Source organism: Alicyclobacillus sp. SO9, assembly GCF_016406125.1.
Taxonomy (GTDB): domain Bacteria; phylum Bacillota; class Bacilli; order Alicyclobacillales; family Alicyclobacillaceae; genus SO9.
In genome coordinates this window covers 4,937,411-4,950,365 of the sequence record NZ_CP066339.1, presented here as the reverse complement: position 1 = coordinate 4,950,365, position 12,955 = coordinate 4,937,411, and the positions used below count along the sequence as shown (strand labels likewise).

The 12,955-nt window shown below is 47.2% G+C and carries 12 protein-coding genes; 9 read left to right on the top strand and 3 right to left on the bottom strand.

What is annotated here, in order from left to right:
• Positions 1 to 27: 27 nt before the first annotated feature.
• A complete protein-coding gene (locus GI364_RS23115) occupies positions 28 to 867 on the top strand; it encodes a YheC/YheD family protein (protein WP_198851513.1) in 840 nt (279 codons plus the stop codon).
• A 64-nt stretch (positions 868 to 931) separates the two neighbouring features.
• Here GI364_RS23115 and GI364_RS23110 read toward each other — a convergent pair whose 3' ends face one another.
• Positions 932 to 1,555, bottom strand: coding sequence for a sigma-70 family RNA polymerase sigma factor (locus tag GI364_RS23110; protein WP_198851512.1), 624 nt, complete (start codon positions 1,553 to 1,555; stop codon positions 932 to 934).
• Positions 1,556 to 1,858: 303 nt separating this feature from the next.
• Between GI364_RS23110 and GI364_RS23105 the strand changes: the two genes are divergently transcribed.
• Entirely contained in the window at positions 1,859 to 2,533 is a 675-nt protein-coding gene (locus tag GI364_RS23105; RefSeq protein ID WP_198851511.1) for a hypothetical protein, read from the top strand.
• Between the two features lie 103 nt (positions 2,534 to 2,636).
• Here GI364_RS23105 and galU read toward each other — a convergent pair whose 3' ends face one another.
• Together galU and GI364_RS23095 are read right to left on the bottom strand one after the other, a co-directional pair.
• Positions 2,637 to 3,524: a UTP--glucose-1-phosphate uridylyltransferase GalU gene (galU, locus tag GI364_RS23100; protein WP_198851510.1), complete on the bottom strand. Its 888-nt coding sequence runs from the start codon at positions 3,522 to 3,524 to the stop codon at positions 2,637 to 2,639.
• Between the two features lie 195 nt (positions 3,525 to 3,719).
• Positions 3,720 to 4,388 (bottom strand): YigZ family protein, encoded by a 669-nt coding sequence (locus tag GI364_RS23095; protein WP_198851509.1) that lies wholly within the window; start codon positions 4,386 to 4,388, stop codon positions 3,720 to 3,722.
• A gap of 339 nt (positions 4,389 to 4,727) precedes the next feature.
• Between GI364_RS23095 and GI364_RS23090 the strand changes: the two genes are divergently transcribed.
• The 7 genes from GI364_RS23090 (at position 4,728) to GI364_RS23060 (ending at position 12,912) form a co-directional block, all read left to right on the top strand.
• Positions 4,728 to 6,128: a sugar transferase gene (locus GI364_RS23090; RefSeq protein ID WP_198851508.1), complete on the top strand. Its 1,401-nt coding sequence runs from the start codon at positions 4,728 to 4,730 to the stop codon at positions 6,126 to 6,128.
• A 142-nt stretch (positions 6,129 to 6,270) separates the two neighbouring features.
• Positions 6,271 to 7,383, top strand: coding sequence for a glycosyltransferase family 4 protein (locus tag GI364_RS23085; protein ID WP_198851507.1), 1,113 nt, complete (start codon positions 6,271 to 6,273; stop codon positions 7,381 to 7,383).
• A gap of 1 nt (position 7,384) precedes the next feature.
• A complete protein-coding gene (locus GI364_RS23080; RefSeq protein ID WP_198851506.1) occupies positions 7,385 to 8,194 on the top strand; it encodes a WecB/TagA/CpsF family glycosyltransferase in 810 nt (269 codons plus the stop codon).
• Between the two features lie 175 nt (positions 8,195 to 8,369).
• Complete coding sequence (locus GI364_RS23075) at positions 8,370 to 9,788, top strand: hypothetical protein (protein ID WP_198851505.1); 1,419 nt, start codon at positions 8,370 to 8,372, stop codon at positions 9,786 to 9,788.
• Entirely contained in the window at positions 9,785 to 10,825 is a 1,041-nt protein-coding gene (locus GI364_RS23070) for a glycosyltransferase family 4 protein (protein WP_198851504.1), read from the top strand. Before GI364_RS23075 ends, GI364_RS23070 begins: the two co-directional genes overlap by 4 nt.
• Positions 10,794 to 11,969: a glycosyltransferase family 4 protein gene (locus GI364_RS23065; RefSeq protein WP_198851503.1), complete on the top strand. Its 1,176-nt coding sequence runs from the start codon at positions 10,794 to 10,796 to the stop codon at positions 11,967 to 11,969. The genes GI364_RS23070 and GI364_RS23065 overlap by 32 nt, the downstream gene beginning before the upstream one ends.
• A gap of 25 nt (positions 11,970 to 11,994) precedes the next feature.
• Positions 11,995 to 12,912, top strand: coding sequence for a glycosyltransferase family 2 protein (locus GI364_RS23060; protein WP_198851502.1), 918 nt, complete (start codon positions 11,995 to 11,997; stop codon positions 12,910 to 12,912).
• Positions 12,913 to 12,955 lie beyond the last annotated feature (43 nt).

Here is a 12,955-nt window from a genome sequence, read left to right as displayed (position 1 = left end):
TAGTGAGAACAGATGGAGGGGATTGTTATGCCTAGAGCTCAATTAGATGTACAGCGACAAGGGTTAAACAAATGGGAAATGCACAAGGCTTTACTGAACGGCCTCTCCAACAAAACAGATTGCAGCAGTTTTCGCATCCCTGAAACGAAACTTGGTACACCCGGAAACCTCGCAGATATGCTGCGCAACCACCAGACTGTATTTATTAAACCCGTCAATGCCTGGGGAGGATCCGGTATTACCAGAGTCGACGTAGACACTTCCCATCCGGTACTCTACCGTTGGCACAAACAAGGCGACAAGCAGGTTTTGCACATCGATTCCGTCGGTAAGGTTATCGAAAGGTTTCTCTCCAGCTATACAGCCCAGCCTGTCATTGTTCAAGCTGGGGCACCCCTTGCAACCCTCGACGAGCGACCGTTTGACATTCGTGTATTGATGCAGCGAAACGATGAGGAGGACTGGGTTTACAGCGGTGCTGTCGGGCGTGTTGGAGGGGCGGGATCGGTCGTGTCCAACATCGCCCTCAGCCGCGGTCATGTAATGGACCTGAAGGAGCTTTGTCACGAACTAAATTGCAAACAGAAAGTGCAGCAAACACTGTCTGAAAACCTGCAGGAAACAGGCTACGCTATTGCAAAAATCGTTGAACAGTACAGAGATTTCTTCGATATCGGAATTGATGTCGGACTCAGTTCCAACAAGTCGCTGTGGCTGATTGAGGTCAACACAGACGACGCTTTAGGCGGTCCGAGTCATGAACTGTTTGCCCAGCTTCCGAATCGAGACTTATATGACGAGATTCAAAATCGCCATCGCGCAACACGGAACAGAAGGGGTCAGGCTTTGCTGAGGGAACTGTTTTAACGACAGTTCCCGAGAGTGATTCACAGTCGCTGGCGGTTCTTTGTCCTCTCGAAACAGGAAGTCTCTACTTGTCATGTGAAACCTCGGAGAACATGTTGCGGACTTTACGAACCGCTCTTTTTCGCCAGGTCTTAACAGTGTCCGGAGAAACACCAACCCTTCGAGCAATTTCCGTAGAGGACCAGCCCCGTGCAAGACTCTGGATACCCAGGCACTCGCGACTTGACAGATGGGCGCTGTGCAACAGGATTCTCCATTCAGCCCTATCAAAATCCGTCATCGTTTCAGTTGCTGACGCAGCAACAGCGGTGTCCAGATGATGCAGCGCATTGAGTTCGTTTCCCTCTCTATCCTCCTTAGAGAGGGCCACTCGACTGTCATACCGCCATATTTTCCTCATTGCAGACCGGACATCACCTCGCAGCTTTAAATTCACGTAGCCCGTAAACGGAATCCCTCTCGATGCATCAAACTGCGCGATGCACTCCATCAGGGACAAATACGCCTCTTGCGCTGCGTCCTCCCGAGACACACTGTAGTAGCGCTTTGACAACGACGAAATCAACGGTTGAAATTGACGTATAAGTTCTTGTGTCGCCTCCATATCTCCACTCTGAGCTGCTTTGACGAGTGTCGCGAGTCTCCTGTTACGGGTTTCAAACTCAGGTTGCTCTGCTGTTGTAGGCATAAGCGGAATTCTCCTTGACGGAGATCGATCTCGCTGGTTATTACGCGCAAATCCACCATACGTCCAGGGGGACGAGTCGGCGAAGGCAGAATCAACACTCAGACATCTGTCCAAGTCCTTCGCTATGACGAAAACTCCTTGACTTACGTTATGTTACATATACAGGAAATCAAGAGATTATGATAAGTCCTTGAACAAATTGTAAGTTTCAGAGCTTTGCTATTGCTTTGTCCACAAACGTGTAATATAGTATTCGCAGATTTCTCCAATGGAAACATTTGATATTTATGGGGAGGCGGTTTAGTGGAAGGTTCGGACGGGTATGGAAATCCTAATCAGAAGGGCCGTAGAAAGCCGGATGAAGTGAACTCGGATGAGATGAACTCGGATGAAGTGAACCCCGTACAAAGAGGCAATCGACTGCACCTGCGAGAGGCATCACGCATGACAGTCTACACCCCGCCGAGAGGTGTACCTCTCTTTTTGCATACACACGGTATGCCCCCGGCAGAAGATTGGGTGCCTCATATTATTGGGTGTGAGCCAGTCTATCTCGCGGGATATGGGAACGCGGCGCTGATTACGTTGGACAATGCAGCACAGAAGGTGTTCGGGCGCGGGGTCTCCTGGATTCAGAGAGAAATTCACCGCTATCACGGCATTGATGAAACAGAAATTCGCCGCAAGTTCCAGCGCTACGTCAATATGTATCAGTCGGTCCCCGTTATTGTTCCCCGTCGTGATTTGGTTCTATTCGCCGTAAAAACCCGAATTCCGCAGCACCACAATGACGGCGCCACAGGGTTTGTTGCCAACACAGCCGTTCAAACCATCGAATTTATCAGCCACAAGAAAAGCCGTATTCAACTGGAGACAGGTCAGCACATGGATGTCCTCATGTCCGCAGACGCAGTACGCAAGCGAAAGAGTACGGCGGAGTTGTTTGCCTTTATGCTCCATCGAGATGGAATTATGTAGTGACTGCAAAAGAGACCCGGGATGCCGGGTCTCTTTTGACGTTGGAGCACGCATGAAATTAGAGTTTTCAGAGCGGATGAACCAGTTATATAAGTGCGAACGGTTAGCTTAACCGTCGTTGCAAATTTTCCTTCTTCAGTTGTGCCATTAGTGATGCAGCCAGGTTTGGGCGCTCCATTGCGAAAGACATGTTGGCCCGCAGCCATCCTTCCAGATTGCCGATGTCATGGCGCACTCCTTCAAACTGAAGGGCAGTGGTTTGGCCGGTTTCGGCAAGGCGCGCGATGGCGTCGGTTAATTGGAGTTCGCCGCCGTGGCCGACGGGAATGTTCTCCAACTGATTGAAAATGGTGGCGGGAAGAATGTATCGCCCTAAGACCGCTAAGTTTGATGGTGCGTCCTGTGGGGCAGGCTTCTCAACAATGGTCTGCACTGGGATGTGCCGACTCTCTTCAGAGTGTGGCCCGGGGTTAATGATGCCGTATTTCGAAACGTTCTCGTTTGGCACTCGCTGTACACCTACCATGGCTGACTGTGTATTCACGTACTCATCCATCAGTTGCTTTGTGACAGGTACCTCAGACTGAATAATGTCATCTCCGAGGAGAACGGCAAAGGGCTCGTCCCCAATGAACGATCTCGCACACAAAATTGCATGACCCAGTCCCATGGCCGTCTTTTGGCGGACGTAGTGGATGTCAACGAGATCGGAAATAGCCTTTACTTCAGATAGCATAGAGGATTTCCTGCTCTGCTCTAGGTGGAGTTCAAGCTCCGGAGACCTGTCAAAGTGATCTTCAATCGCTTTTTTTGCACGTCCTGTGATAATGAGGATTTCCTCAATTCCGGCGTACACAGCCTCTTCAACAATGTATTGAATGCAGGGCTTGTTCAAAATGGGCAACATTTCTTTCGGAACAGCCTTGGTGGCCGGCAGCATTCGCGTTCCGAACCCTGCCGCCGGGATGACAGCTTTCCGCACTTTTTTCAACGTAGGTCACCTCTATGACGAAACTTATGTAACGTAATTGTAATCTATTCTATCAGCTGCAGCATAAGGAAATAAATAGTTGTGCAATTCCACACATCATAATATAGAAAGTTGTGAAACAAAAGACAAATTTATCCGATAGCATTGAGTTGGTTTTCTGCACAGTCTTAGGGTGCATTGAATACGATGCATTTACTATGGATAGATTCCAAAGACAAAGTCCCCGGTTTCCTTTACACCGACGTACTCTGGCTCTCCTACATCGACGTGAGCACGGCCGTTTGTCCAGTCGGCCAGTTGCTCCAGCCAGTGCTTTACATCATACGCAGGGATGTAGATAGCCAGACTGACGGCATCTGTGAACTGTTTGTCGAAAATTGCTACATTTGCCTGAGAAAGCTCATGTTCCAGTTTGCCAAACTGAGTGTAATCTGTAATAATATGCAATCGGGACATGAGAAAACATCTGACGAAACTATTATTTTCTATAGCCTTTGCAGTTGTATCGGTGTATGCTCGTACTAGGCCGCTTGCACCTAACAATGTGCCGCCAAAATAACGTGTTACAATAACTAACACGTTATTGAGTTTCTTTTGTCGAAGAACCTCGAGAATTGGCCGGCCGGCAGTACCTGACGGTTCTCCGTCATCGGATGATTTCTCAATGGGAACATTGAGCCCAATGCTATAGGCAAAACAGTTGTGGTTTGCTGTTTTATGTGTCGTCCTGACTTCATTCAGTATTGAATCAGCTTCATCTACCGTTGTAACGGGATAGGAGCCGCCGATGAACCGGGACTTTTTAATGATGACCTCAGTTTCTGAAGGGGAAACAAGGGTGAGAAATGAGTCTGTACCTGGCATGATATACTCCCTCCGTGTCAATCTGTGTGTCCTGCCACTATTGTAACAAGTTTTGTGTTACTCTCGTCTAATGCTTGTGGATTAATACATTCTTAACATTAGCCTGTTATTATAATGTTTGTTGCTCTGATAGATGTAAAAGATAGTTGATAGATGTTGAAAATAGTCACTGTAAGGCGTTTCAGCAAGTGTTATATTGTAGAATCTAGGGAATGGGCCGACGACATTATATTCCATCTGAAGTATATTTGATGTTCCGATGGCAAAAATATAGTAATGTACTTGGGCGCTAGGGAGTAGAGTTGAGGCCTTTGCGCAGTTTATTTGGAGGGGTGCGAGTTGGATCGTCTGGCTGACAACAGTCGCAGACTGGGATTTTTCCTTGATATCCTCGTCGTGATATTTTCGTTCTATACCGCCTACCATATTTTCGGCAGCCTTCGTGGAAATTATCCATTTAGTGTCGCAGAGCCGATCTATACTAAGACTTTGTTATTTTCGTCTTTGGCGTGGATGTCATCCCTGGTTCTGTTCAGCGAATATCCAGTACGCCGGCTGTTTGGATTCAAAACCGAACTGTGGGTGGTCTTGCGAGTGAACGCATTAGCACTGCTGTTCTTCTCGCTGTTAGCGTTTGTGTTAAAACTGGGTCACTTCAGTCGACTGTTTATAGGTCTCTTCTTTTTGACTTCTATTATCTATATGATGGGGACACGAGTCCTTGTCAGCTTGTACCTTGCAAGGATCCGAAGGGCCGGCTGGGATGCCAGAACCCGAATTGTCGTGGGTTCCGGTGAAGCCGCGCTGAGATATATCGAAAATGTTGAGAAGAATCCCCGGTTTGGATTGAGGGTATTAGGGATTGTCACGGACGAGGTCGATCTCGAAAATCTCGGCTCCCTCTTTTTAGGCAACACGTCCACTTTGGAGTCTGTATTGACAGCCAATGTTGTCGACGGAGTGGTGATTGCTCTTCCTGCAAACCACCCGTATTTAGAGCGGGTTATTAAAGTGTGCGAAATGCACGGCATCACAACGGAACTCATTCTAGATGGTTTATCTTCAAAGATTGCATCCAGCGAAATTGTTCACGGCATGGGAGTTTCGCGGCTAGTGCTTTCAGGAATTCCCCATTCAGCAAGCGGCTTGATTCTGAAGCGGGCAACAGATGTGGCTCTGGCTACTGTGGGCCTGGTTGTGGTGTCTCCGGTTCTGCTGGTTATCGCTTTGGCGATTAAACTGGACGACGGTGGGCCAGTGTTTTTTGCGCAGAACCGAGTCGGGTTGCATAAGCAGTCCTTTAAAATGTTTAAGTTCAGAAGCATGGTCGTAGACGCCGAGGAAAGGAAAAAGGCGTTGCAGGCATACAACGAGATGTCTGGTCCCGTCTTTAAGATGAAAAATGATCCGCGTATCACCCGCATGGGTCGCTTCTTAAGAAAAACAAGTCTTGATGAATTGCCCCAGCTCTTTAATGTGCTTAAAGGCGATATGAGTCTTGTAGGACCGAGGCCGCCTCTTCCTAGTGAAGTCGACGACTACGATTATGTGCATTTGCGCAGGCTGAGTGTCAAACCGGGAATTACCTGCACATGGCAGATTAGCGGTCGAAACGAAATTGATTTTGAGCAGTGGATGAGTTTGGATCTCGCATATATTGACAATTGGACGTTTTTTAGCGATGTGGTTATATTGTTTAAAACGATTCCCGCTATCTTCAAAAAGCATGGAGCCTTCTAGGTTTTGAAACGTGCAATTCTGGATGAATGTGGAGCAAAAATCTCGTGGGTTGTTGGATTTTTGTATCCCAATTGGGACTGCATAGTGCTCTCCTTTTGCTCTAATGCCTCGAACTCTTATTATTCTGCAGGGGGGCATGGTCTTGGGTCGCAATTTCGGCGTCGTTGCAACTGTGGTTGATTCGGACAAGGTTACTGGTATTGAAAAATATGTACTTGAATTTCTCAAAAATACTCCAGAAAGTGTACGTTCCTCTGTAACGGTATTGGCTCATCCGGGGGGGAGGGACCTTGTTCTTCCGGTGTGCGCTGGGATGAGAGTTCTGTTTAGTCCGTTTAAAAACAGAATCCTGACAGATCAATTGTGGACACCCCTGGTTTTGCTTCGGTTGGACATGGATTTCATCTATAACATGACGCTGTCCTATCCTGTGCTAGGCTACGGTTCTATTCCACATTCCATTATTGTTCATGACGCGACGCCATGGAGATTTCCTGAGACTGTGTCCCGAGGGATGAAATTATACTATCGGCCGCAGCTAAACAGGGCCTTGAGGTCTAGAACTTTGCGCTTTGTGGCGACTGTTTCCAAGAGTTCTAAACAGGATATTCAAAAATACAAGGGGATTACGGATTCCCGCATCCACGTTTTCCCTTTGGCTGTCGATCCAAGTCTCTTTTATCCCCGAGAGACGCGAACGCATCTTAATTCTCTGAGCGATGCGTACGAGAGTCGTTTTATACTAGCGGTAGGTACACTCGAACCGCGGAAGAATTTACAGAGGCTCATTGAGGCATTTTCGATCTTGATAGAGGAAAATATGGAATACAAACTTGTTATCGTCGGGAGAAAAGGGTGGATGGACAGTCTGTCTATACCAGAAAACTGCCGAGAGGCTATTGTTTTCACCGGATTCGTCTCAAATGAGGAACTGGTTGAGTTGTATTCGTTTGCGCATCTCTTCGTTATGCCGAGCCTGTATGAAGGATTCGGAATTCCCTTGTTGGAAGCGATGAGTTGCGGCGTACCGGTATTAGCAGCGGCTACATCGTCTCTGCCCGAGGTTGGGGGAGACGCGTGCCTCTACGCGGATCCATTGTCCGTTACAGACATGGCGCGGAAAATGTCTCAATTGCTGACTGACGAGACCTTGTGTCGTGCGTTCAGGGCGAAAGGTCTTAAGCGGGTGGAGGAATTTGACTGGAAACGGTCAGTTCAGAAGACGTGGGACAAAATTGTGCAGGAAGTCGTATGAGATGAACTTTGGTAGTGAGAGGTCGTACACTTATTCAGAGGTCAAGATGAAAACTACAAGAATCCAACACATCGCCTTCTCGCAGGTGACAAAGGCGGAGGTATTGCAACTTATTTCGGAGTGCGTGAACGGGGCGTGTGGTGGGGGACAGATCGTCACGGTCAACTCTGATATTTTGCTTAAATCCGAACGTGACAAAGAACTGGCTAGAATTATTCACAATGCGTGGTTGGTTACACCAGATGGGACTCCTATCATCTGGCTCTCAAGGCTGATTGGGAACCCCCTCCCGGAGCGTGTCACTGGAGCAGACTTGGTAGTGGATATCTGTAAAGAGAGTGAAAAAGCGGGGCTCGCCATATTTTTTCTTGGAGGTAATCCGGGTGTGGCGGAGTTGGCTAAGCATCGCGCAGAGGAGAAATGGCATGGGGCTAATATTGTGTCTACGTACTGTCCGTCTCCTGAGGAGTTGATGGACAGTGCTTTATCTGCGAGAATTGTCGATAAAATAAATGATTCTGGGGCTAACGTCCTATTGGTCGGGCTTGGGGCTCCCAAACAGGAAAAATGGATTGATAGACATCGCGAGGAGATACGACCTCCTGTTCTTATTGGAGTTGGGGCCTCCTTTGACTTTCTCGCCGGAACGCTTCCGCGTGCTCCCAAATGGATGCAGGTCGTTGGGTTGGAGTGGCTCTTCCGTCTGATTACAGAACCACGCAGGCTGTGGCGAAGGTATTTATCAGATTTCCGGATACTTAAGTACTTTTTTCTGGCGTTTATCAAGAGCGTAAAGGGGGATAAGACTTGACAGGGGGACATTCCAGCCGCCAACGGCTGGAATGTCTAAGCGGAATCTGTAAACATCTAACGAAATGAGCCAAACACTGTGTTTAGCTGATGATCCTACGTATGGTAAATGGCAAAGTGACAGATTTAGTCAAAACTATTAGAGACTCCTTAGAGAGTGAAAGGTGGTGTCCACAGTGAAAAGCACGTCTTCCCTGCTCACATCTTCGGTCCGAAACACCCGCTTTCTATTTGTAGCTGCCATTGCATGCGTGCTCTTTGTGGCCGCCGCAGTATACAATGCACACTATTTATCTGTACTCCCCTTTGTTCTGCTCGCATTCGTTATCATATATCTGGATTCTTACATTAGTCTCGTATTACTCCTATCGTGGATAGCTGTTCAAAATACTTTGATACCAGCCATGTATTCCGCATTTGGCGGTGGTAGCACGATGTGGCTGGTAATTCTGTCAATGTCCGAGTTAACAGCGATAATCCTGCTCGCTGTACGATTATTGCGCACTATAAATGTTTTTGACCTGAGATCGGCTATTCTCATTTCCACGTTTGTTCTAGTTGTAGCTACCTTGGTGGTTTTTACCCTACACAGAGGGTCTTCGCTTTTTTCGGCTGTCTACAACTTGAGAACTGTTTTTATACCCATGGTGTTTCTGTTTCTGGGATATCTCTATTTTTTCTCCCGGGACGAGATGAGAAGGGTTCTCGTGTCTGTTTCGGTATTGTCGACCATTGGTGCGGTATTTGGACTCATCGACGCGCTTTTCCTGGGCAGGCATTTCTGGGCCATTATGCATATGGGAAACTACTGGATAAACGTCAAGCATTTACCCAAGGGGTATCTATATCGCGGCTTACCTGGAAACTTTTATGAGAACTATGGGGGCCAATTACTGCGAAGAGTGGTGTCTATTTACGGTGACCCTCTGGCCGCAGGCTACAGTATGGCAATCGGATTTGGAGCCGCACTCTTCGCAAGAGATTTCTATCGCTCTAAGGCACTTTGGTTGGGTTCTGTTCTCATAATCCTGTTGGCAGTAGCTCTGACTTACACTCGTGCGGCTTACATTATGGTATTTGTCGAGTTTTTGTTCTACTACTTTTACAGGCGGAAAATTGGGAAACCAATTTCCAAGTGGTTATTTATAGCCCTTATCGGCATCCTGTTCGTTGCAGCCACAAAGGTGATTATAAGTACTATAACCCTCCAAAATGGTTCAACGTTGATCCACCTACATGCATTTTTGCAAATTCCAGCTATGTTCGGGATACCGTTTGGACACGGTGTTGGGGCGAGCGGAGGACCCGAGGGAGCCTATTTGGAAATATGGTGGCAATTCGGCTTACCGATTCTTGCAGCCTTTGTGTGGTGGCTCATTGAGGTATTTTTGACCATTGATAGAATCCCATATAATTTCTATATGGGAGCTGCAATTGTCGTCAGTCTAGTGATTACGGGAGTGATATCTCAGGAAATGCTAACGGATACTGCCGCAAGTATCGGTTGGATACTCATAGGGATGACCCTTAGTGGGACTGACAAGCTGAGAAAACTGAAGCGAGGTTATAAAGAACAAGAGGGGGTTGCTCGATGAAAGTGAGAGTGTTTACCCACCCAATCATGTATCTCGGGGGTGGGGAAATACAATTCTTGGAGACGGCGGATGCTCTGAGGAGAAAGGGAGTGGACGTGATTACAACCCCGGCTTATAAGGGTCCGCCACCGGATATCGTACACCTTTTTGGCCCTCACGGTTCACTATACAAGGGAATTGTAGACTATTGTATCGACGCTGGGATTCCGTATGTTGTATCTACCATATATGCATCGACTGGAACCTCGCCATTGCGCAGGACCCATAGAAAACTGATGGTCTCGCTCATGAGAAATGGACGGACTTCACGCCTGCTTCAGGGGAGATACAAGTGGCTTCCGGAACTAATGCGGGGAGCCAACCTTTTGTTGCCCAATACTATTGCTGAACAGGAACTGGTCCTAGATACATTTAGATTCCTGGACGCTGATAAATTTGAAATTATTCCCAACGCCGTTGAGCGCAAGTTCTTGCACTCGAAGGGGAACCTATTCAATGAACGCTATCTCCCAGAGGGTGATTTCGTTCTGAACGTTGCAAGACTGGAGCCTCGAAAGAATCAACTTACACTCATTCGTGCAGCTAAAAAGTTCGGTTTCAAGTTAATAATTATTGGAGACCTCAGTGTCGATCCAGCGTACGTAAAGATGTGTAGGGATGAAGCGGTCAATGCAGACGTTAGTTTTTTGGGGCCCGTTACCCATGACGACCCCTTGTTGGCTAGTGCATATGCAGCGAGTCATGTCTTCTGTCTGCCCTCGAGAGAAGAAACACCGGGGATTGCAGCCCTTGAAGCATTTTTGGCAGGAGCTAACATCGTGATTACAAAATACGGAGGAGCAGAGCAGTATTTAGGTTCAAACGCCTCCTACATTGATCCGTATGACGTGGACGACTTAGGCAAAGCAATCTTAAGCAAGCTAAATAGCAAACGTCCTGCGCAGTCCGACCGCGAGGCGCTGGCCAACAAGTACGATTGGGATGCGGTTGCGGAGAAAACCCTTCATGTCTACAAGACCTTATTGGGCGAGCGATAGTATGGGGAAATCACGAAACATTTTTGTTATAAATAACGTAGCGTATGTTGGTGGAGCAGAGACAGTTTTACTGGACCTAATAGAGGCAGATGATCAGAACCAATATATTGTCGCGGTTCCTCCCGGGGAATTTGAAAGGCAGCTAAAGGAAAGGGGTGTGGCGGTCGTATCCAAATCGCCTATTTCGGAGTTGCATAGGGACTCTGGACTCTTAAGGGCTATGATGCGACTACTGTTCTCACTTATAAGAACCTTATGGTGGATACCTATTACCTTAAGACGGACACAGTCGGACATTCTGTACGCCAATTCCTTGCGAGCAGGACTCTATTGTGTGTTGCCGTCACTTGTCTCCCAAACTCCGATGCTATGGCACATTCATGACATTCGAGACTCGCGGTTTTGGGTCTATGTCATTAAGTGGGGGATGCGTATTAATCAGAAGATAACTATTGTCCCCGTATCCGATGCAGTAAGTCACTGTCCAATGCTTGCGGAAGTACCGCTCAACAGAAAGAGAAGAATTTATAACGGTGTGAAACCTGCAGTAGGCTCGGACTTGAGAAATTCGGAAGACGTTAGTGTCTCGCAAGGGTATATCTTATTGATGTATGGCCGCATACTGAAATGGAAAGGATTCCATATACTTATTGAAGCACTGAGCAAACTGGATAAAGCGCACAGACAAAGACTGCGTTGCATGATTGCCGGGATTGCAGCGGACACTCGATACTATTCGTTTTTAGAGGAGAAGGTAACCGAGTATCAACTCACTGACATTATTGAATTCATTGGACCGTTGCAGCGGGACGAAATCCCGAATGTGTTGGCGAGGGTTGACGTTGTTGTTCATGCCTCGTTGGAACCTGATCCTCTGCCGACAGTGGTATTGGAAGCGATGGCGGCAGGTCGGATAGTTATAGCTTCTGATACTGGTGGAGTCCCGGAAATGATCACCCATAAAGTCAGTGGTCTCATCACTCCTCCTGGTGATTCAAACGCCCTGGCAGACGCCCTCACATTTGTAGTGGATGGTCGCGCGAGCAGATTTGGCACCAAGGCTCTAGAAAAAGTTAGGGAACAATTCGATACTGATAGGAAAGTGGCTGAAATGAACAACCTGTACGAGACACTGTTAAAATAATGCGTCTTTAGATGGGAGTTAATATATGACAGAGCAAGTAGCTGCGGTTATCGTGACATACAATAGAAAAAATTTGCTCTTGAGAACCTTGCAAGCAGTTATAGACCAGAGAAGCCCAGTTGCGAGAGTCTTCATTGTTGACAACGCTTCAACGGACGGTACTGAGGATACCATTCGTGACAGCGGGTATTTGCAGACCTCTGTCGTACAATACGTGAGACTCCCTTCAAACCTCGGGGGTTCGGGTGGTTTTCATGCAGGTGTAAAAATGGCTTATGAAAATGGGTATGAATGGATATGGATCATGGATGATGATGTCTCTCCAGACTGGGACTGTTTACATCAGCTATTGAAGTATAAGATGAGTGGGCCCGTGTTGGTCCCACTGAGAGTCTCAGAAACTGTGAATATAGATGAATTTCCAGCGCTACGATACGACCTGTCTAGTCCCTTTAAAAGACTCATTCGAGACGTTTCAATCTATACAGACTACGTCGAGACAGGTGAATATCCGGAGACTTTAGAGGTGGAAGACTTGTCATTCGAGGGTCCCTTATTTCACCGTTCTGTTATAGAAAAGGTTGGTTATCCTCGTAAGGACTTTTTTATAATTGGGGATGATACGGAGTATGCACTACGAATCAGAAAGCGCAGCGGCTCCAAAATTGTCCTCATCCCATCAGCAAGAATCAATCGAATGATTAATGCAAAGCCAAATGACACATACAACTGGAAGAAATACTATGAATTAAGGAATGCAGCTATTATTAAGCTGCAATACGGCGAAAATGCTCTCGTAAAAGCATCTCCAATTGTCTTACTCACCCTTAAGGCATTCAGACAGTTGGTGAGCGGGAAACACCGCCTTGGCAACGCTCAAATGGTGCTTTTTGCTCTCTTTGATTCATTCAGACATCACTTGCCAAATCGGTATATGCCATGACGTGCGGTTCAATATGTGACGTGAGGTCGTTGAACGGTGAAGG